18 protein-coding genes are annotated in these 21,586 nt (G+C 55.5%); 11 read left to right on the top strand and 7 right to left on the bottom strand.

Annotated features, from left to right (window positions below):
• Positions 1–8: 8 nt before the first annotated feature.
• Entirely contained in the window at positions 9–2,219 is a 2,211-nt protein-coding gene (katG, locus tag IPM21_01580; protein ID MBK9162607.1) for a catalase/peroxidase HPI, read from the bottom strand.
• A gap of 608 nt (positions 2,220–2,827) precedes the next feature.
• Between katG and eno the strand changes: the two genes are divergently transcribed.
• The 4 genes from eno (at position 2,828) to IPM21_01560 (ending at position 6,937) form a co-directional block, all read left to right on the top strand.
• Positions 2,828–4,117, top strand: a complete 1,290-nt coding sequence (gene eno / locus IPM21_01575) for a phosphopyruvate hydratase (GenBank protein ID MBK9162606.1) — start codon at positions 2,828–2,830, stop codon at positions 4,115–4,117.
• A gap of 2 nt (positions 4,118–4,119) precedes the next feature.
• Positions 4,120–4,551, top strand: coding sequence for a GNAT family N-acetyltransferase (locus IPM21_01570; protein MBK9162605.1), 432 nt, complete (start codon positions 4,120–4,122; stop codon positions 4,549–4,551).
• Positions 4,552–4,685: 134 nt separating this feature from the next.
• A complete protein-coding gene (locus IPM21_01565; GenBank protein MBK9162604.1) occupies positions 4,686–6,230 on the top strand; it encodes a 2,3-bisphosphoglycerate-independent phosphoglycerate mutase in 1,545 nt (514 codons plus the stop codon).
• 92 nt (positions 6,231–6,322) lie between these two features.
• On the top strand, positions 6,323–6,937 hold the full coding sequence (locus tag IPM21_01560; protein MBK9162603.1) for a thymidine kinase: 615 nt from the start codon (positions 6,323–6,325) through the stop codon (positions 6,935–6,937).
• 143 nt (positions 6,938–7,080) lie between these two features.
• On the opposite strand, the gene IPM21_01555 is transcribed toward IPM21_01560, so the two are convergent.
• On the bottom strand, positions 7,081–7,716 hold the full coding sequence (locus IPM21_01555) for a hypothetical protein (GenBank protein MBK9162602.1): 636 nt from the start codon (positions 7,714–7,716) through the stop codon (positions 7,081–7,083).
• Positions 7,716–8,048, bottom strand: a complete 333-nt coding sequence (locus IPM21_01550) for a hypothetical protein (protein ID MBK9162601.1) — start codon at positions 8,046–8,048, stop codon at positions 7,716–7,718. The genes IPM21_01555 and IPM21_01550 overlap by 1 nt, the downstream gene beginning before the upstream one ends.
• A 102-nt stretch (positions 8,049–8,150) precedes the next feature.
• Here IPM21_01550 and IPM21_01545 point away from each other — a divergent pair, with 102 nt between their 5' ends.
• Genes IPM21_01545 through IPM21_01535 form a run of 3 tightly spaced genes read left to right on the top strand, consistent with a single transcriptional unit; the run spans position 8,151 to position 10,975 of the window.
• Complete coding sequence (locus tag IPM21_01545) at positions 8,151–9,077, top strand: ATP-binding cassette domain-containing protein (protein ID MBK9162600.1); 927 nt, start codon at positions 8,151–8,153, stop codon at positions 9,075–9,077.
• A complete protein-coding gene (locus IPM21_01540) occupies positions 9,070–10,422 on the top strand; it encodes an ABC transporter permease (GenBank protein MBK9162599.1) in 1,353 nt (450 codons plus the stop codon). The genes IPM21_01545 and IPM21_01540 overlap by 8 nt, the downstream gene beginning before the upstream one ends.
• A gap of 4 nt (positions 10,423–10,426) precedes the next feature.
• On the top strand, positions 10,427–10,975 hold the full coding sequence (locus IPM21_01535) for a class IV adenylate cyclase (GenBank protein ID MBK9162598.1): 549 nt from the start codon (positions 10,427–10,429) through the stop codon (positions 10,973–10,975).
• A gap of 2 nt (positions 10,976–10,977) precedes the next feature.
• Here IPM21_01535 and IPM21_01530 read toward each other — a convergent pair whose 3' ends face one another.
• On the bottom strand, positions 10,978–12,963 hold the full coding sequence (locus IPM21_01530; protein MBK9162597.1) for a response regulator: 1,986 nt from the start codon (positions 12,961–12,963) through the stop codon (positions 10,978–10,980).
• Positions 12,964–13,023: 60 nt separating this feature from the next.
• Positions 13,024–13,173, bottom strand: a complete 150-nt coding sequence (locus IPM21_01525) for a lmo0937 family membrane protein (GenBank protein ID MBK9162596.1) — start codon at positions 13,171–13,173, stop codon at positions 13,024–13,026.
• 388 nt (positions 13,174–13,561) lie between these two features.
• On the opposite strand from IPM21_01525, the gene IPM21_01520 reads away from it, so the two are divergent.
• A complete protein-coding gene (locus tag IPM21_01520; protein ID MBK9162595.1) occupies positions 13,562–15,061 on the top strand; it encodes a sigma-54-dependent Fis family transcriptional regulator in 1,500 nt (499 codons plus the stop codon).
• A 63-nt stretch (positions 15,062–15,124) separates the two neighbouring features.
• On the opposite strand, the gene IPM21_01515 is transcribed toward IPM21_01520, so the two are convergent.
• Entirely contained in the window at positions 15,125–15,292 is a 168-nt protein-coding gene (locus IPM21_01515) for a hypothetical protein (GenBank protein ID MBK9162594.1), read from the bottom strand.
• A gap of 173 nt (positions 15,293–15,465) precedes the next feature.
• On the opposite strand from IPM21_01515, the gene IPM21_01510 reads away from it, so the two are divergent.
• Positions 15,466–15,735, top strand: a complete 270-nt coding sequence (locus tag IPM21_01510) for a GlsB/YeaQ/YmgE family stress response membrane protein (protein ID MBK9162593.1) — start codon at positions 15,466–15,468, stop codon at positions 15,733–15,735.
• A 306-nt stretch (positions 15,736–16,041) separates the two neighbouring features.
• A complete protein-coding gene (locus IPM21_01505; GenBank protein MBK9162592.1) occupies positions 16,042–16,629 on the top strand; it encodes a hypothetical protein in 588 nt (195 codons plus the stop codon).
• A gap of 6 nt (positions 16,630–16,635) precedes the next feature.
• Here the strand turns inward: IPM21_01505 and IPM21_01500 are convergent, their stop codons facing one another.
• Entirely contained in the window at positions 16,636–17,055 is a 420-nt protein-coding gene (locus tag IPM21_01500) for a hypothetical protein (protein MBK9162591.1), read from the bottom strand.
• A 303-nt stretch (positions 17,056–17,358) separates the two neighbouring features.
• Here IPM21_01500 and IPM21_01495 point away from each other — a divergent pair, with 303 nt between their 5' ends.
• Positions 17,359–21,330, top strand: a complete 3,972-nt coding sequence (locus IPM21_01495) for a carboxypeptidase regulatory-like domain-containing protein (protein MBK9162590.1) — start codon at positions 17,359–17,361, stop codon at positions 21,328–21,330.
• Positions 21,331–21,586 lie beyond the last annotated feature (256 nt).

The raw sequence follows: 21,586 nt of genomic DNA, 5'->3' as shown, positions 1-21,586 counted from the left end.
CAACTCAGCTAAAAACGGTCAAGATCCATGACCTTGGCCCAAGCTTTAACGAAGTCCTTAGCAAATTTCTCTTTAGCATCGTCGGCCGCGTAAAATTCAGCGACCGCTCGCAGTTCAGCGTGCGAACCAAAGATGAGATCGACCGGCGATGCCTTCCACTTAAGAGCTCCTGTCTTCCGATCGCGGCCTTCGTAAACGCCTTCGGAAGTCGTTGACTTGGACCATTTTGTGGACATGTCCATCAGGTTGACGAAGAAATCGTTACTCAACGTTCCCGGGCGTGCGGTAAATACACCAAGATCGGAACCACCGGCGTTTGCGTTCAACGAACGCATTCCTCCGACGAGCACGGTCATTTCCGGAACCGTCAGCGAGAGAAGGCTCGCTTTGTCAACCAGCATTTCTGCGGGCGATACGCGATTGCCTTTTGCATAGTAATTGCGGAATCCGTCAGCTGTCGGCCTCAGCAGTTCGAAGCTTTCGACGTTTGTCTGTTCCTGGGTGGCATCGGCTCTTCCGGGCTTGAACGGGACGGATATCGTAACGCCGCCGTTCTTCGCTGCCTGTTCTACGGCGGCCACGCCGCCCAGAACCACCATATCTGCAAAAGAGACCCTCTTCTGTCCTTGCTGAGTTCCGTTGAATTCTGTCCGAATTCGCTCAAGGCCCTTCAAGACGCTATCCAGCTCTTTCGGATCGTTCGCTTCCCAGTCTTTCTGCGGCGCAAGGCGGATCCTGCCGCCGTTCGCCCCGCCACGCATATCCGAAGATCGGAATGACGATGCCGCGGCCCACGCCGCACGTATCAATGCCGTGTTGCTGATCCCCGAATTGAGGATCTTTGTTTTCAGCGCATTGATGTCGTTGTCGTCGATCAGTTGGTACTCGAACGTTGGAATCGGATCTTGCCAGATCAGTATCAGGTCAGGAACGTCCGGGCCTATGTAGCGTGATCGCGGCCCCATGTCGCGGTGGGTCAGCTTGAACCAGGCCCTAGCAAACGCCGCATCAAACTCTTTCGGATTCGCGAGGAAACGCCGTGAGATCTTTTCGTAAACGGGGTCGAATCTGAGCGAAAGATCGGTCGTCAGCATTATCGGCGGAACCCGTTTACCCTTGATATGAGCATCGGGGACCATGTCTTTGGCTGCTCCGCCCTTGGGTATCCACTGAGTTGCACCTGCTGGGCTCTTGGTCTTCTCCCATTCAAAACCGAATAGATTCTCAAAATAGTTGTTGCTCCAGCGTACAGGAGTCCTTGTCCATGCTCCTTCAAGCCCGCTCGTCATGGTGTCTTCAGCGTTGCCTTTTCCGCATTTATTCGTCCAGCCGAATCCCTGGTCTTCCAGGTTCGCACCGGTCGGTTCGGGACCGATGCAGTCCACCTTCTGCGCTCCATGTGTCTTTCCGAGCGTATGTCCGCCAGCGATCAGGGCAACCGTTTCTTCGTCGTCCATTCCCATTCGGCCGAACGTTTCGCGAATGTCCTTAGCTGCGAGCAGCGGATCCGGATTGCCGCCGGGGCCTTCAGGGTTCACGTAGATCAACCCCATCTGCACCGCTGCGAGCGGCCTTTCAAGCGATTTCTCGGCATCGTATCTCTTATCCCCTGCGAGCCATTTCGTTTCTGCTCCCCAATAGACCATATCGGCTTCCCAGTCGTCTTCGCGTCCGCCCGCAAATCCGATCGTCTTAAGGCCCATGTCGTCGAAAGCGACATTACCGGCTAAGATCATCAGGTCTGCCCAGGAGATCCGACGGCCATATTTTTTCTTTACCGGCCACAAGATCCGCCTTGCCTTGTCGAGGTTCGCGTTGTCCGGCCAGCTGTTCAGCGGTTCAAAACGCTGCTGTCCGCCGCCTGCACCGCCTCTTCCGTCCATCGAACGGTAAGTTCCGGCGCTGTGCCATGCCATTCGAATAATGAAGGGGCCGTAGTTGCCGTAGTCGGCGGGCCACCAATCCTGCGACGTTCTCAGCGTTTTCTTAATATCGGCTTTTACCGCCTCAAGATCCAGTTTCTTGAATTCCTCGGCGTAGTTAAAATCTTCACCCATCGGATTCGACCTGGGAGATTGCTGTCGAAGTGGTGAAAGGTCAAGTCGATCCGGCCACCAGAATTCGTTTGTGGCGGGTTTTGTTTGTGATAGGACCGGTAGTGAAAGCAATAGCATAACTACCAGTAAGCACGTCAATGACGGCGTAATTCGTTTAGACATATCTGATCTCCCATTGCTGATCGCCATCTTCGGTAAAATATTGATCAGCCCTTAAGTACTGCCGTCTCAGGCTGTGCTGAGACGAATAGCGTCCTTGTTCCTGTCCATGACTCGCGGTTCATATGTGCAGATTTTGGAACTAAAGTCCCGCTAAAGCACAAAGACCTGCCCGAAAAAAGTTTTTCATCAAGCAGGTACCAAATCGCGTATTCAACGAGTTGATTATAGAACTAAACCCGAGCCGGCAAGGTGACCGACATCACAAGTCCCTCGGAAAAGAAGCGGGCTTGCTTGGGCCGCGGTTTTTGATGATTGGGGCGTGATGGTCGAACTTTGCGACCGGCGATTTCCACATTAAGACTTCCGCATCGCTCCACCGCAGCGAGAAAAGAACACATTTTCTGTGCCGATCGATCCTCATCGCCCGCTGCAGATTCCACGCCTTATTGTTCGTGCTTCGCACCAATGGCGACACGAGTGTCACCGCTCCTTCCATATGGTTGCGCTGAAAAACATCGGGACACGGGACGGAGTTTTGTGTTTGCTTCGGAACACGGTTACATTATCTTTTATCGATAAATACCGACCTTATTGGAGACAATCATTAAATGAGCTTGATCGAACACGTCTGGGCAAGGGAGATAATGGACTCCCGCGGAAATCCGACCATCGAGGCGGAGGTAATTCTTGAGGATGGCCTTACCGGCCGCGCGGCGGTGCCAAGCGGAGCCTCGACCGGCGAGAACGAGGCCGTTGAGCTTCGCGACGGCGACGACCTGCGCTACCTCGGCAAGGGCGTTCTGAAGGCGGTCGAGAACGTTATCGACAAGATCGGGCCGGAGATCGAAGGCCTAGATGTGCTTGATCAGGTCGAGATCGACGAAACTATGATCGGGCTCGACGGCACCTCGAACAAATCAAATCTCGGGGCGAATGCGATGCTTGCCGTGTCATTGGCGGCTGCACGTGCGGCGGCTCAAGTGCTCGAGATCCCGCTCTATCGCTACATCGGCGGGGCCAACGCCCGAACGCTGCCCGTGCCGATGATGAACATCCTCAATGGCGGCGCCCACGCGGATAACAACGTAGATTTCCAGGAGTTTATGGTAATGCCGGTCGGGGCCGAGAGCTTTACCGAAGCTCTGCGGATGGGGGCCGAGATATTTCACCACCTAAAAGGCGTGCTCAAATCGCGGGGCTATTCAACCAGTGTCGGCGACGAAGGCGGCTTTGCTCCGAACCTGAAGTCGAACGAGGAAGCGGTCGAGACGATCCTCGAGGCGATCGAAAAGGCCGGTTACGCCGCGGGCGACAACGTGATGCTCGCCCTTGACCCTGCCGCGAGCGAGTTCTTTATCGACGGAAAATACGTCTTCAAAAAGTCGGACAAACGCGAGCTTTCGTCCGACGAAATGGCCGCATATTGGACCGATTGGTGCGACCGCTACCCGATCATTTCCATCGAAGACGGCATGGCCGAAAACGACTGGAACGGCTGGAAGGCTCTGACGGCCTCGGTCGGCGAAAGGGTCCAGCTTGTCGGCGACGACCTTTTTGTTACTAATGTTCGCTTTCTGCAAAGGGGAATCGACGAAGGTGCGGCAAATTCGATCCTCATCAAGGTCAACCAGATCGGAACGCTGAGCGAAACGCTCGACGCCATCGAGCTCGCCCGGACGAACAATATGACCGCCGTCATCTCGCACCGCTCGGGCGAAACGGAAGACACGTTCATTGCGGACCTTGCGGTTGCAACCAATGCCGGCCAGATCAAGACCGGAAGCCTCTGTCGCTCGGACCGAATAGCAAAGTACAACCAGCTTCTCCGCATCGAAGAAGATCTCGGCGATTCGGCGCGATACCCGGGCCGCAAGGCGTTCTACCAGATCCGCGGTTAGCGATGGAAACGAGAAACGGGGAATTCTTGATCACAACGGACAAGGACCGGCTCGATGTCGGTCTGATCCAAAAATTTCTCGTCGAGGAATCTTATTGGGCCCGCGAGCGTACGATCGAGCAGACGCGGACGGCGATCGAGAACTCGATGTGTTTTGGGGTTTATGAGGGCGAGAGGCAGGTCGGGTTTGGCCGGGTGGTGAGCGATAAGGCGACGTTCGCGTATATCGGCGATGTGTTTGTGATCGACGAATATCGTGGCCGCGGCATCGGGAAGATGCTGATGGAGGCGATGGTTTCGCACCCGGAGTTGCAGGGCCTGCGGCGGTGGGTTTTGGCCACCCGCGATGCCCACGGGCTTTATGAGCAGTTCGAGTTCGCCCCGCTCCGCCACCCGGACCGCTGGATGGAGAAGACGGCCCCAAACGCGTACTGAAAAATCTCTGGTAAAAGCCGCCCGCTATCCGATATAATCTAATCAACGGCTTTCCCACCATTGCCGTGCTTTCCCGATAACGCGATCCTTCTCCATCCGCCCAATTTAGCATGGCGGACAGTGAATTCCTCAAAATGAACAAACCTCTCGAAAGGCCGCTTGCTCTGATAATCCTCGATGGCTGGGGTTCCGCCGATGCTTCGGAAACAAACGCCATCGCCGCCGCACATACGCCATATTACGACGAGATCTGCCGCCGATATCCGGCGACGCTGCTTGCCGCTGCGGGCGAAGCAGTCGGGCTTGCCGCTAGTGAGGCCGGCAACGCGGAGCTTGGCCATATGAACATCGGTGCGGGCCGCGTTGTCCGCACGCCGGTATCAAACATCCGCGAGGCCGTCCGCTCGGGCGCCTACATGGACAACGAGCTTCTTGCCAACGCGTTCACCGAGGCGAAGGCCGCCGGAAAGAATGTGCACCTGGTCGGGATGATCAGTCAGGGCGACATTCATTCTTCGCAGGAAAATCTCTTCGCGATGATCCGAATGGCGAAAAAGTTTGGGCTTGAGGACGTTTTCATCCACGGCATTCTTGATGGCCGCGATGAGCCGCCGCGGACGTCGGACGTTGTGGTCGAGGCGCTTGAGGTCAAGCTTGCCGATTTCGGCATTGGCCGGATCGCATCGCTCTGCGGCCGCTTCTACGCGATGGACAGCAGCGAGAATTGGGAGCGAACGGCCCGAGCATTTACAATGCTGGTCCATGCCGAGGGCGAGCGGGCCTCCGACCCCGTTATGGCCGTGCGGAGTTCATTCCTCCGCGGCATCTCGGACGAATTCATCGCCCCGATCGTGTTTGAATCTTCGCCCGGCGTTCCGGTCGCAACGGTAGGAAGCGGGGATCTTGTCATTTATTTCAATCATCGCCCCGATACGATCCGCCAACTCGTTCGGGCGCTTTCGGTGCCCGATACCGGAATGATCTCAGCCGCTTCAAAGCCTGAGATCAACAGCATTTGCCTAGCGGAATATGACCCGAACTTCGGCCTTCCCGTCGCTTTTCCTTCGCCGGTGATCGACGGTGTTTTGGGCTCGGTCCTGGCGGCAAATCATGTCGCGAATTTCCGCATTTCTGAATCCGACCGCTTTCCTCATGTCTCGCGTTTTCTTGATTGCGGCGTCGGCGATGCGGGTGAGTATGAGGTCGGTGTCGAGGTCCAGTCGCTTGAGGGCTTTAACCGCGTGGCCGAGCCCGAGCTTCGCAGCTTTAAGATAACTGACCGCTTTATCAAGGCCGTCCGCGAAGAGCCCGGCAGCGTTTTCGTCCTGAACTTTCCCGCTCCGGGATTGCTTGCCGAAACCGGCAGTTTCGAGCGAACGGTCGAGGCCGTTCAGTATGTCGATACCTGTCTCGGCGGCGTGATCCGCCACCTGCGAAATGCCGGCGGAGCGGCGGTCATCACCTCGACCCACGGCAAATGCGAGCAAATGACGGAAGAGAACGGCGAGCCCGCCCGCGGAGCGTCGCAGAATCCGGTTCCGTTCCATCTTGTCGATGACCAGGCCGAAGGCCGAGCGTTGCGGACCGACGGCACGCTTGCCGATGTCGCCCCAACGCTGCTCGCGATGGCGGGCATCGAACGCTCGCCGGAGATGACCGGCCGCGACCTCCGAGCCTAAGAAAGCTCAACGAAAAGATGCCTCGCGGGCCCGATTTCGGCCTGCGGGGCTTTTTCTTTATAATCAAGATTTTCGCCAAGCGACAACTAATAATGATTGAAGGCTATTTTGACGATACAGAAGAGCGCCGCAAGCAGCGGCAGAACGGCACAGGCTGGGTCGAGGTAATTGTCGGGTCGATGTTTTCGGGCAAGTCCGAGGAATTGATCCGCCGGCTCAATCGGGCACGCATCGCCCGGCAGAAGGTGCAGGTCTTCAAGCCGAAGATCGACGCCCGCTATTCACGCGAAGAGATCGCCTCGCACTCCGGCCAAACACACACGTCGCTGCCGGTAACGACCGCTGCCGAGCTGCTCGCACAGGTCGAGCACGACACCGAGGTCGTCGGGATCGACGAAGGGCAGTTCTTCGATATGGAGATCGTCGAGGCGGTCAATCGGCTCGCGGCGGAAGGGAAGCGGGTGATCGTCGCCGGGCTTGATCAGGACTACACGGGCAAGCCCTTCGAGCCGATGCCGCAGCTTCTTTGCGTGGCTGAGTTCATCACCAAGACGCACGCCATCTGCGTCAAATGCGGCTCGACGGCGAATTATTCACAGCGGACGGTCGAATCCGAAGCCCGGGTCGAGGTCGGTGCGGCCGATAAATACGAAGCCCGCTGCCGGAAATGCTTCGTCCCCCACGCCGACGCGCCGACCGAGGGATAGTCAATGGTGAATGGTGAATCGCCGTGTCAGTAGCCCGACCGTGAGGGAGGGCGCGTCGCAGTGACGAGTGGCGAGTGACGAGGGGTAATTCCAGATTCCAAATTCCGAATTCACCGTTCACAATTCACAATTCACTATTTTCCTTATCCCTTCGAGATCTTCATTGAGTACATAATGGCGGCGAAGGTGTCGCGTTTTTGGTCAAACTCGTTCCCTTTGGTCGAGACCATTATGTTGAGCTGCTGATTCTGGCCCTGATAGTTGCGGAAAGCTATCCACTGGTGCCGCCGCGGGCCGGTCTTGTCTTCGGGCATCGCTTCGACCCATTCCACGCCCTTAATGCCATCGATCTCAAGCCAGCGGACGGTCTCGTATTTGCCCTGTTTTAGCTGTTCAAGTGCCGAGTCGTACTGCGCTTTCAAACTTATCTCTGCGGGGAAGCTGGCGGGCATAGTCGATATCGTCCCGATCAGAAAGCCGACCGCGGGCGAGCCGTAATTGAAGCTCTCTTTTCTGACATCCATCTTGTTCCAGCCTTCCGGTAGCCGCCAAGACATGTTCTGCTCTTCCCATTTTACTTCGGTCGCCGCGTCGGCGATCGCCTTCTGGTCCGAGTTCAAAGAGGCCGTATCAACGTCGCCGTCCGAGCTTTTATCGGCGGTGGCCGGCGTTGTGCCGCCGGGCGTGTTGCCGTCGCCCTGCAGCGATTGCAGCCGTTCGCCGAGCCCGCAGAAAGACAACGCGAAAAATAACATTCCAAATCCGAGCAATGATTTCATTAACTAACCTCCGGTAAATTGTTTGCTGTAAGGCGCGTGGTGGAAAATTCTTGGTTATTGTCGGCCGAAACGCTCGAAAGGTCAAACACCGTTGCCAAACTCGCCGGGACCGGAATAATTTCAAAAGTGTTGCCAAACATTTCTGAAAAGTAGCCGAAGATTCGTCCCACGTTCGCGAACATTTGACCAATATTGCAGAACATTTGTCCCACGCTGACGAAAAGTTTCCTCATGTTGGCTAACATTTCCCACACGTGAGCCAACATTTGCCCTACGTTAAGGAAGATTTCTTTCACGTTGCCAATCATCTGTCCACAAAAGAGTTGGATCAATCCACGTTGCGTAGATATTAAATCTTTGAGGCCGGAGTGATTCTAGCAACCGGTCGGCCCTTCGCGTCGTAATCAAGTATAATCATTTCAGCGATTACAAAGATGAATCAAGAACAAGCGACATTACGGGCCGAGGGCGTTACGAAGCGCTACGGCGACTTTACTGCGGTCGATGATCTCAGCTTTGAGGTCCGGCCCGGGCGTGTTTTCGGCTTTCTCGGGCCAAACGGTGCGGGCAAGACGACGACAATACGAATGATCGTCGGCATCACGTTCCCGGACGAAGGCCGGATAAGCCTTTTTGGCGAGCAGGTCACGACCGAAACGCAAGGCCGCATCGGCTATCTGCCTGAGGAACGCGGGCTTTACAAGAAAATGAAGGTCGTCGATCAGCTCAAGTACTTCGCCGCGTTAAAGGGCGTTTCGGGCCGCGAGTCCGAGAAGCGGATCGACTTCTGGCTCGAGCGAATGCAGCTCACTGAGTGGAAGAAAAAGAAAACGACCGACCTCTCAAAGGGAATGCAGCAAAAGATACAGTTTATCGCGACCGTGCTGCACGACCCCGATCTGCTCATCCTCGATGAGCCCTTCTCGGGGCTCGACCCCGTCAACGTCGAGTTCCTGATCGACGTCATCAGCGAATTTCGCACTGGCGAAAAGACGATCATCTTTTCAACGCATCTGATGGAAACGGCCGAGCGGCTTTGCAGCGATATCTTGCTGATCGATAAATCGAAGAAGGTCCTCTTCGGCAGTCTGCGTGAGATAAAGGAAAGCTACGGGCAAAATCTGATCGCCTTTCGCGGCGAGGGTGCAGGGGCGATACTCGAGGACCGCTCGACCATCGAACGCGTCGTAACACACGCCGATGAACAGGAACTTCATCTCGCCGAGGGGATCGATGCACAGGATCTGCTCAAGCGTATGGTCGCGGCCGGAGTTTCGATCTCAAAGTTTGAGAAAACAGAACCGAGCCTCAACGACATCTTCATCGACCGCGTAAAGGGAGGAGAGAACTCGCATGGATAGGTTTTTTGCCGTCGTAGTTCATGAGTACAAAAAGGTCGTGCTCAAGTGGTCGTTCCTCGTCGGGACGCTGCTTTTGCCGGTGCTCGCCGGAGTTTTCGCATTCGTGCCGGCGATCATCTTTTCGCTCAAGGGCGAGCCAACGCGGATCGCCTTGATCGACCGCTCGGGCACCGTTGCTCCTCGATTGAAGGACAATCTTTCAGCCGAAAAGCGGGCAGAGCGAGCCCGCACAGCCGCTCGAGAAGCGGCGGTCAATATCACGCCCTCGCAAGAGGAGCAGTTAAAAATGGCCTCGACGCAGATGGCCGATTCGTTCATTTTTACTGACATCGATCCCGCCGGCCGCTCGATCGAAGACATGCGTTCCGAACTGACAACGCGGATAACGGCCGATGAATTCGACGCCTATCTGATCATCCCGCCGGACATCAACGATACGGCGGCCGTCTATGAATTCCGCTCGCGGAAAGGGGCTGATTTTGTCACCAACGATTCGCTCCGCGATGCTCTCAACAGCGCAGTGCGCTCGCAGCGGCTCGCCGAGGCGAACATAAGCGAAGAGCGGCTGGCCTCGATCGGCCGGGCTGTGAAACTCGACGCCAAAGGCCTCGATGACCGCGGCGGCGAGAAGGACACGACCGGCCTGATGATCGCCTCGTTCGTCATCGGGCTGATGATCTACATCACGCTCGCGATCTACGGTCAGGCGATAATGGGCGCGGTAGTCGAGGAAAAAGAGACGCGGATCTCCGAGATACTTTTCTCATCGGCAAGGCCGTTCACGCTGCTCTTCGGAAAGCTTGTCGGCGTCGGGCTCGCGGGGCTGACACAGCTCTCGATCTGGATCGTAAGTGCCGCCGCCCTGCTCGCGTTTCTCGCGTTGCAGACCGATCTTTCGCAGCTCGTCGGTGCGGTTCCTTCGATCTCGCCGCTGATGATCCTCTATTTCCTTATCTTTTTCCTCATCGGCTATTTTATTTACGCGTCGATCTTTGCATTGATCGGCTCGGTGGTCACATCGCTCCAGGAAGGCGGGCAGTTCGCGTTCCCGCCGGTGATGCTTCTGCTTGCGGCGTTCTATTTCAGCATTGCGGTGATCCGCGATCCGAATTCTTCGCTCTCATTCTGGGTCTCGATCGCACCGTTCTTTGCCCCGATTACGATGCCGATACGCATCCTCGCAGAGACGCCGCCCTTCTGGGAGATCGCTCTTTCGATCGGGATAAACGTGCTTGCCATCGCCGGGCTCGTCTGGCTTGCCTCGCGAGTTTACCGTGTCGGGATGCTGATGTATGGCAAGCGGGCGACGCTTCCCGAGATCTGGAAATGGATCCGCTACGTCTGATCGAATGATAGAGATCGAGAAGAAATATCGCCTTCCAGCAGGACTGCGTGGCGAGGTCGAGAAGCGGCTCGCCGAATTTGGCGCCGAGTATCTTGGCGAGGACCACGAGGAGAATATCATCCTCGGCGGCGGGCCGATGGCCGATCTAAACTCAGTTATGCGCATTCGCAAAACCCCGTTGCGGACGATTCTCACATTCAAAAAGCGGCTGCCGGGCATTTCGGACGTAAAGCAGCAGATCGAGGAAGAGACCGAGATCGCGGACGGCGACGCGATGGAGCGAGTCCTCGCGGCGATCGGCATCACGCGAAAGCTTGTTTACGAAAAGCGGCGAAAGAAGTGGCGGTTCCGCTCGACCGAAACGGTCATCGACGAACTCCCTTTCGGTCTCTTCATGGAGATCGAAGGTGCGCTGACCGCCATCCGCGAGGCCGAGCTGCTGCTTGAGATTGACACGCTGGAAGCAGAGAATAAAACATATCCCCGATTGACCGCCGAACTCGGGAGCGAGAAAGACGGTGTCATCGAATCCCGTTTCGTGAAATCCTTCTGAAGCTAAGATCCGTTTTGTTTTGTGAGTTCGAGAATCAGGCCGACGAGCGGTTCGGGGTCGAAGGGTTTGGTCGCGTAGCGTTGAAAGCCGGCGGCAAGTGCCGAGTCGCGGCTTTGTTCCGAGGTGAAAGCGCTCAAAGCTATTGCAGGTATCTCGGCCCCGCCATCGGAGTTTCGCGAACGGATCCGCGAGATGAGCGAGAGCCCGTCCTCGCCGGGCATTGCGAGGTCTGAAATGATCAGATCGGGCAGCCGGCCATTTGCACCGTTCAGTATTTCGACCGCCTGTCTCGCGTCCATCGCGGCGTGAATATCCGCCCCATTTTGCTGAAGAAATAGCTGCAGCACCTCTCGCGAATCCGGGTCATCTTCAACGATCAGGATGCGAAGGCCATCGAGCCTTCGGGCGTCGGGCCGTGCCGATTCAGCTAAAGCGACCGTAGCAGGAGCATCCTTTAGCGGCAGCCGAACAGTGAAAGCCGAACCGTGTCCCGGCCCGTCGCTTTCCGCGGTGATCGTGCCGCCGTGGCGTTCGGCGAGAATCTTTGCGATCGAGAGCCCGAGCCCGAAGCCGGAGCTATTCCTGCCGCTTTCCACATGGCCTTGCGAGAACTGCCGGAAGATCGCCGTCAAAGCGTCGGCGTTGATGCCTTGTCCGGTATCGGCAATGCGAATCGCCGCCGTGCCGTCATCGGACGTGAGCTCGATCGATACCGTGCCGCCCGGCTCGGTAAATTTGATGGCGTTTGAAATTATATTGCCAAAGACCTGCTGCAGCCGGTTTGCGTCGGCAAAGACGACCAGATCTTCGCGGTCGGCAGAGAATGTGAACTCAAGTTCTCGCGAGGTCGCCGCAGGTTGATGGGCCTGAACCGCCCCGCGGATAAGTTTATAGAGATTCGTAGGGCGATATTCGAGCCGAAGCTTGCCCGAAGCGACACGGGCTGAATCAACAAGGTCGTTTATCAGCTTTGCCTGGACCTGGGCGCTACGCTCGATCGTCTCCAATGCGTTTCGCCGTGTCTCGACATCGAGTTCCTTCGAAAGCAGGATCTTCGACCATCCCATTATCGCGTTGAGCGGGGCGCGAAGTTCGTGTGAGACAAGCGTAAGGAAAAAATCTTTCGCCCGGTTCGCCTCGGTCGCCTCTTCGCGTGCCTTTCGTTCGCGTTCGTATATCTTTGCAAGCTCTTCGGCGGCGACCTTTTCTGCGGTTATCTGCCGAAGATTTCCTAGCATCCTCGAGCCTGCGGTATCGCTTGGCCCGACTATCTTGCCTTCGGCGCGGATCCACTGTGTTTTGCCGTCAGGATAAACGACGCGAAACTCTTGATCGAACCGTCCCGGCTGGTTTTCGGCATTTGCGATAAATGCCGCTATCCGCGGTCGGTCGTCTGGATGAATAGATGAAATGAACGCTTCGTATTCAAGCTCTTCGTACGGCGAAAGGCCAAGTATTTCATTTGTCCGAGGAGTTGAGCGCGCCCGGCCGCGTTCCAGGTCCCAAGCAAAAAGCCCGGCACCTGCCGCTCCTGCTGCCTCGATCAATTCTGCATAATGCCGTCCGTCCTCATCTTGAACGCCGCTGCCGCAATGTCGGCCGGCGACCATGACCATTGCTTCTTCCTCAGACGAACTTACGGGAAACAGAAAGAGCTCGATCGGCACGCTCTCGTTTACCCGCAGCCGGAAGTCAAGTGTAAGCCGACGCGGCGACCCGGCGAGAGCCTCACCGACTGCCGTTGAAAGCAGTGCAGAAGTGTTTTCGGTTGATTGCCAATAGACGGTCTCTGAAATTACCTGGCCCGCGAGCAGCGATGGGTCTGATCCGGCCTTCTCAAAGATGCGTCCGTTCATTGAGATAACGCGACCTTCAGCTCCGACGACACCATATAGGTCAAACGCCGCTTCGAACAGCGGCCCGAAAAAGCCGCCCGGGAGCATTTGGCCCAGGGCATCGTTGATCTCAGGTGCCGGTCTTGAATCCATTGGAAAACTGCGGGGGTGTTCGCCTAGCGTTGGCCGCCAGGGAACCCCCCCGATTGTAACCTAAACGGCCCGTCGGCCGGTAAACAGCCTGATGACAAAAACAACAACGGCCACAAGAAGCAACGTATGAAGAACGCCGCCAAAGGTCGATCCGCTAATCATACCAACAAGCCAAAGAAGTAAAACGATGACGATAATAGTTTCAAGCATAAGTCCTCCTTTGTTTTGAAAAAGAATCAATCTCGTATGGACACGCTTGTTGCTATTTCAAGCCCCGTGCCAAAAAGAAAAAAATGAATGTTTAGCGACCTCTAAACCGTTATGCGTAGGCCTAGAATAAAAAAGCTAGGATAAATCGCATTGAAAGCATACACTAGAGCGTATCGGTTCAGGACGTGGCGATTTGGGGGACGGGGCCCATATTTTTGCTGTATTGAAGTGAAACACATTTTCGTCGCCATCATATAGGCAAAGCGCGAAAGTGTGATGTCTATTCGGAAAAACTGGCATAGACCTTGCATTTTGGTTAGCCGGAAATCTGACACAGTTAGAAGCCGCCGGAAGTAGAGAGGGCGGTTTTCAATATCAAGAGGATTAAATGGGATTAAAGGCACTGGTGATCGACGATGATACCGTCACTCTCGATCTGCTGAGTTTTCAGCTTAAGGACGAAGGGTTTGATACGGCGACGGCCGTTTCCGGCGTAAAAGGGCTCGAGCATATTAAGACGGATGAGTTCGACGTAATTCTTACCGATCTTAATCTGCCGGACATCAACGGGATCGACCTGATAAAGCAGACGAAGCTCATCTCGCCTGACACCGAGATAATTATCATTACCGGTTACGACCGAGCCGAAAAGGCCATCGAAGCAACGCGGGTCGGAGCATTCGGCTATCGCGTAAAGCCGCTCAATCTCGAGGACCTAATGCTCGATGTCCGCAACGCCGTCGAGTCAAAACGGCAGGCGGTAATCAACCGCAAGCAAGCCGCCGAGATCAGGGAACTGCGGACCAAGCTTACCAGCCGAAACTCATATGAAGGCATCATCGGCGGTTCGCGGTCGATGCAGAATATCTACGAGATAATCGAAAACGTCGCCGAATCGGACGCAAATATCCTCATCCTTGGCGAGTCCGGCACAGGAAAAGAGGTCATTGCCAATGCGATCCACTACAAAAGCCATCGAGCCGACGAGACCTTCGTAAAAGTGAACTGCTCGGCACTTCCGAAAGAGTTGATCGAATCCCAGCTTTTCGGGCATGTTAAAGGGGCATATACGGGGGCAAATTCTGACAAGATCGGATTCATCGGCCAGGCAAATCGCGGGAGCATTATGCTCGATGAGATCGGCGAAATGCCGGTCGACCTGCAGCCGAAACTCCTTCGCGTGTTGCAAGAAAAGGTGTATTACCGCGTCGGCAGCGATCGGCCGCAGGATGCTGATTTCAGGCTTATAGCAGCAACCAACCGCGACCCATTTGAAGCAATTCAGGACGGAAATCTTCGCGAGGACCTTTACTATCGTATTAATACTATCGAGATTAGGATACCGCCGCTCAGGGAGCGAACGGAGGACATCCCGATGCTCGCCGAGCACTTTTTGAAGATCTATTCGGATAAATATCGGCGGCCGGATACTGAGTTTTCGCAGTCGGCGTATGACCAAATGCTGCACTACAGTTGGCGTGGAAACGTCCGCGAACTCCAGAATGCGGTCGAACGTGCTGTTCTCTTGAGCAAGTCCGGAAGAATCACCGGGCTTGATATTCCAGGCGGTGCGGGAGCTGAAGCAGAGGAAACGATGATCGGCGGACAGACCCATCCCGAATATAGCGGAAATGGATCGATGCCATTCGCAAGGGCCAGATTAAGCTCCGAGGAACTGATGCGCGAGGCGGGAGCGGCCATCGTCGAAAGTCTCGCCGACCCGGAGGACGGGCGGTCGAACGACGATGTCTTTGAAGGCATCGAACGCGAGGTCGTAACGGCGGCCCTCAAGCGTACCAAGGGAAATAAGCAGGCCGCCGCGAACCTGCTTGGGCTTTACCGGCCGCGGCTCTACGGCATGATAAAGCGGCACCAACTTGAGGTCTAACACCAACGAAAGCAAAAGACGCCGAGCACGAAGCCCGGCGTCCTTTTTTCACTGTTAAGATAGTTACTGGCTATTGGAGACGGCCGGCACCTTGACCTCGACATCGATCTCCTTTTTCTGCTTTCCGCTAAGGATGCCGCCGTAATACAACGCACCGAAAATAATTCCGATAATGATTATCAAAGCCACGGCCCAGATAAGGCTATTGGCAACACTTTTTCCTTCAGACATAAACTTTTCCTCCAAGAATATAATTTGAGCTAACGACTACTGAGTAATGCGTAGCAAGCCTTGTGCCACCCGGTAGAACAAGGCCGAGAAAGAAAAATATTGTCGTTTCCGGCGATTGTGTGTAAGAATAGTCGTGTTCCAAAAAGTTCAAATTCAAACGAGGAGAAAGCACTATGTTCAGCGCTATCGGTACCGTTATTGTTGGTTTGATCGTGGGCATAATTGCCCGTTTTGTACTTCCCGGTAAAGAGGCCCTGCCCGATGGCCTGACCGGCTTACTAGTTACCATCGTGGTCGGTATTGCCGGTGCCTTTCTGGGTACCTTTATCGGCGGAGCACTTTGGGGCGGAGCAAATTATGCTGCCGGCTGGATCATGTCAATAATCGGGGCTGTGATCTTGCTTCTCTTGCTTCGGCTAGTTTTTGGCTCGAAGGCATCCTAAGAGACATAAGTTCGCGAACGGATCAAGGCCTGCCGATCGGTGGGCCTTGTTTTTTGTCGTCAGGTTCCGAGCATTTTGGAACCCGCGGGACATTGGCGCTTTTATGCTGACACACAAGGCAAGGTTCAAGTTTCCACGCTCCGTTGCGCGTGGATCAGGAAAGGCGGACGGCATTTTTGAAGAGAGGTGCCGGCCGTCTTTCCGCGCTTGCTCTCGGTAGACGGCCTGTGACCCCGGTCACTTGACTCCGGGGCGTATAATAGAAAGTGTGAAGCCGAAAAACATTCGGCCACGGAGGTAAATATTATGCGGACCCATCTCAAAATAATTCTTGGATCACTATTTGTGGCGTTCGCCTGCGCGTCCGCGTTTGCCCAAACCGGACAACGTGAAACATATACTGGGACGATAATCAGTTTTGGCACTGGCCTGAGTACAAGGACAACGACCGCAACATTCACTCTTGATCTTCGGGGTAAGACCACGGACGAACAAGCGGCACGATTTCTTGCCGTACTCGTCGAAGGCGGCCAGGACACACTCCTAAAGGAGCTGAATGACGAGGATCTCGGGTCGTTCACGGTTGATGGACGACTTGGCCGGACGATCAACGCCGTCCGTTTCAGCGAGGTTGATGGAAAGACCCGTATCTTTGCCGTATTCGAAAGATGGATACAGTTCGCGGAGGTTCGCGGGGGGTATCGCTCGATAGATTACCCGTTCGGTATCATCGAGCTTTTCATCGACCCAAAGACCGGACGCGGCGAGGGAACTTTCATTGCGGCCGCGAAGGTCCGATGGAAACGCGACTCGAAGGACGGGGAGTATCACGTAGAGATCGAGAATTTTGCGACGTTTCCGGCTCGCCTCATGGGTGTAACGAAGCGGAAGTAGAGCGGATCAGCTTGCTGCTTCTTTCTGTTCGGGCGGGAGTTCCATCCGGATAAGGCCGTCGAACTGGATATTGTAACCGACGCCTTTTACCGGGACCGACATCGCTTCTTCGGTCTCGCCCTCAGAGTTTGCGATGCCGATGCTGGCAAAATAGCACGACGCTCCGTGCGCCTTGGCGTGCAGGACGAGTGTTTCGAAGGCTTCCTTGCCCTCTTCAAAACGTCCACGCTTCGGGTGAACATCCGTTCGCACAACAAAGAAGGCAAGCTCGCCTTCTTTTTTTGCGACGATCTGCGGCTCGGTCCGAATGTCTGCAAGAACGTCCGCCGAGTCGATCACCCAACCGTCCGTTTCAAGCTGCTTGTAGAGGATTTCGACGCCAAAGGCGTGAATATCCGCCGGCGTCATCAGTTCACGTTCTTCCATTGTTTTTATCGTAGCGTTCGCCGGCCCAGGTCGCAAAACCAGAAGAATTATATGTTTGCAAGCACCCGCCGAAGATCGGGCCTGCGGCTTCTCTTGACTTATTCCAGACTTCGCTCTATTTTCATCACACAGTCCATTTCATTGCATTGTGCCCGCGTTTGACCGCGGAAGCCGTAAGTGCCCATCTTTTGGGAACTTCTGGCGGCTACCGTACCGGCGATCGCCGGCCCACTATGGGTTCGAAGCGTGCTGACCAACCGCACTCCGGGCCGGGTTCTTTGACCTTATCTTTTGGAGGATAAAATGATCGATATCTCAAGTATCTTCAGGCACTACCGGCCTGCAGCGGTGGTGTTCGTTATGGCATCGCTCTTCGCGGTCGGTTTGACGATGGATCTTGCCGCACCTGTTTCGGCAGACCAGAAAACCCGCGTAGGTGCCGAGCCTCGACCCGCCTTCGGGGCAAGTGTGGTCGTAAATCCCGGCAACGGGCAATATTCTACCCTTACGGCCGCATTTGATGCCATCAATGCGGGTACTCACACCGGCGCCGTGACCATCACGATCTTTTCGAACACGACCGAGCCTGGATCGGCGGTCCTCAACTCAAGCGGAGCGGGAGCTGCATCGTACTCAACACTCCTTATCCAACCCGGCGGTGACAATGTATCCATCTCCGGGCCGAGTCTTCAGGGCAGAGGGTTGATAGAACTTAATGGTGCTGACAATGTCACAATCGATGGTGATAACCCGAATACACCAGGAACGAACAAGGACCTAACCATTCAGAATACAGCAGCGAATACGGTTACGTTCACATCAGTCATTCGGGTGGCTTTGAACACGACAACCGTCACTACTGCAAACGATAATCGCATCAGAAACTTGAATATTGTCGGGAGTTCGACCGGACAGAATATTTCGACCGCAACTTCGACGACGGGCTCGGCAAATACAACGTTCGGCATTTTTCTAGGGCCAAACGCATCGGGCGATGTTACAGCCCCGACTGCGATCACATCGGTCACGACGGGCGTTGGGGCCGGAGCTACCGCCTCGGGCTTTGAGATCGACAACAACCGGATCGTTACGGCCGCTCGGGGCATCTCAATGAATGCGTCTGCCGCAACGGTTCTTGGCGGACTTGATATCTTTGAGAATGAGATCGGAAATCCGGTGGCCGGCGATGTTGATCAGGTGACGGCCGCAGGGATCACCATCGGTGGTTCAACCGACGCGCTGATCAACGAAAACACTATTTATGTTGAGGGCTATATCCCCTCGAGTGCGGCGAACCACGGCATCGCGGTCGGCGTCCTGAGCTCGACAGCCACGGCCGCAGTGGTCGAAAGAAACCGCGTAAACCGGGTGAAGAACAACAACCCAAACACCTGGTCGGCATACGGGGTAAATCTCGGCGGCGGTAATGGCCACACGGTGAGAAACAACTTCATTTCGAACATCATCAATGACCAAACTACCGGAACGGGCGGTTTCGGGACGACATTTGGAGCATATGGTATCCGGATCGCCGCCGGAAACGACCACTTTATCTACCACAACTCAGTTCACCTCTCCGGTAACATGGGCGGTACGACCAGCACGAACCTGACGGCAGCGTTTGTCGTCATCTCAAACCTCCGAACCGGCATTGATGTCCGCAACAACCTTTTCTCGAACCAGATCGCCGGCGGAAACCCGGCCGGTACGCGAAATACGGTCGTCTATCTTCCGCCGAGCGGAACGGCCACGATGAACCTGACGATGAACAACAACGGCATGTTCGCGGGCGGCGATGCGCTCAACACGCTCGGCCAGTCCGGAACTGCATTTGCGACCAGCGTCAATTTCACGGTCGCGGACTTTAACCCGACTACGACCACACCGGCTACGAACCTGCGTGCTTACACGAGCACTCTTTCGGCGGCCGGGACAAACGACAATGCTTCGTTCGCATTTACCGGAGCTCCACCGTTCGTCAGCAATACGGACCTTCACATTCCGGATAGCACGGCTACTCCGCTTGAATCACGTGGAACAGGCGTCAGCGTCGGATCGGACATCGATGGGCAGGCCCGTAATGTAACGACGCCGGACATCGGTGCAGATGAATTTGCGGGAGTCTTCGTAACGGACTTCCTCCCGCCGGCTCAAAACTACACTCCGTTTGGCAACACTTCACAAACGGGGAACCGAGTGCTAACGATGACAGTCACGGATGAGACCGGAGTTGCGACAGCGGGTGTTTTGGTTCCGCGTATATACTACCGGAAGAACGCAGGTTCTTACGCCGCAACGCCTTGCGTTCTGACTGGCGGAACCGGAACTAACGGAACCTGGGACTGCACGATCGACGTCGCACTTCTGGGAGGAGTAGCTCTCGGGGATACGGTCTCGTACTTCACGATCGCACAGGACATCGCTGTGCCTCCGAATATCGGAACAAATCCGGGCGGCGGGACGGCCGCTGACGTCACAACAATCATAAGCCCACCACCAACGCCGAACAGCTACCTGATCGTTGGGGCACTTCCTGCCACGGTTAACGTTGGAACAGGTGAGGCTATCACATCGTTGACCAACGCCGGCGGTCTTTTTGAAGCACTCAACAGCGGCTTCACACTCGCCGGTAACACGACCATCCTCATTACGTCTGACCTCACTGCAGAAACGGGAGCGGTCGGCCTTAATGAATTTGCCGAGGACGGCCCCGGCGGTTACACGCTCACGATCAGGCCTTCAGGAGCGGCTCGCGTTATCAGCGGATCCGGTGCTACAAGCAATGGCCTGATCAACCTCAATGGTACGGATCGTTTGGTCATCGATGGCTCGCTCACACCGGGTGGAACGACTCGCGATCTAACCATCACGAACAATCAGACCGGAACTTCAACCGTCATCTGGATGAAGACGATCGGGACAAACGGCTGTAACAATAACGTCATCCGGAACACCATAATCAATGGTGCGGCGATCCCCAACTCAACGACGACCGCCGGCATCCTGACCGGTAGCAGCGTAACGATCGGAAACGACGGCGAAGGACCGCAGAACAACAACACCATCCAGAACAACTGGATCTATCGCGTTCAGAACTCGCTCTATGTTCGCGGCGGAACAGCCGCAAACATCGATGAGGGCTGGACCATTATCGGCAATACGCTCGGTTCGAATGAGACAAACGACAACAACATCTTCCGCGGTATGTTGATCGGCAATGCGAACAACTTCGTGATCGCGAATAATACAGTCAACGGTGTCCGCTCGACGGCTACCACGACGGCGGCGATGAGCGGAATTCAGGTCGGTCTGCTTTCGACGAATGGTGTTGTCGCAAACAACGTGATTCGAAACATCAAGAACGTGAGCTCCAGCGGCACGGGTGCATTCGGCATTTCGGTCATCGCTACCTCCACGGCATCAAACGTCTCGATCACGAACAACATGATCGACGATATCGGGGCAACTGGCTCAGCAACCGTTGCGAGCAACGGCCACGGCATCTCAATCACCGGTGGTTCGGGCTGGAATGTTTACTACAACTCGGTGAACATGGGCACGAATCAGGCATCGGGAACGACCTCCGCGATGTTCGTTTCGGCGGCGGTAACGGCGGCGGGAGCGGTAAATGCTAGGAACAACATCTTTGCAAATACGCAGACCTCCGGTGCTACTCGCTACAGCGTTTACAGCCTTGCTCCGGCAAGCATCTTCGGCACGATCAACAATAACAACTACTTCTCAGCCGAGAATGTAGGGTTCATTGGCGGATCGGCACGAGTGACGCTTGGCGATTGGCAGACGGCCACAACGCAAGATGCAAACTCGTTGGCGGTCAATCCGCTGTTCGTTTCGGCAAGCGACCTGCACATTACGGCAGGCAGCCCGATGATCGGAGCCGCGGCACCGATCGCCGGCATCACCACTGACCTCGATGGCCAGACCCGCGACGCGGCCACTCCGGACATCGGAGCGGACGAGTACGTTGTTAGCGAGCCCGGCCCACCAGCTGTCATCTCAGGACAAGTTACAGACGCAGGCCAGAACGGACTCGCGTTCGTGACGGTAACGCTAACCGGACCAGCCTTTGGCGACGTTGGTTTCACCGTGATAACCAACAGCTTCGGCCGGTTCACCTTCCCGGCGGTTCCGACGAACGTTACCTACACCGTAACGGTCTCGCATCCGCGGCGATACGTTTTCGCCAATCCTTCGCAGGAAATCAACCTGCAGGGCGATGTCGATAACGTAAACTTCATCGGCAGCGAACCTTAAATCAAAGCCGATTTAGGGCAAAAAGAGGGGCGGAGCGATCCGCCTCTCTTTTTTTTATTCGGAATTGCCCGCGTCGACGGAAAGAGGCTCGTTGCGGGACCGTTCCAACGCAGCCTTTGCAATTACTCACAAATTGCTAAGGTTTTCCTCAAGACTCGAGATGCGGACTCGCCTAAACTAACAAAAACGCTGAACTCAGCCGAAAAGATCAGCCCGCTTTAAAAGCGAAAAGACCGGCATTTTGCACCGACGGAAA

The sequence above is a fragment of the Acidobacteriota bacterium genome, assembly GCA_016716435.1.
Lineage (GTDB): Bacteria > Acidobacteriota > Blastocatellia > Pyrinomonadales > Pyrinomonadaceae > OLB17.
Note: the sequence above shows the minus strand (reverse complement) of the source record. Positions and strands in the feature narration are given on the sequence as shown.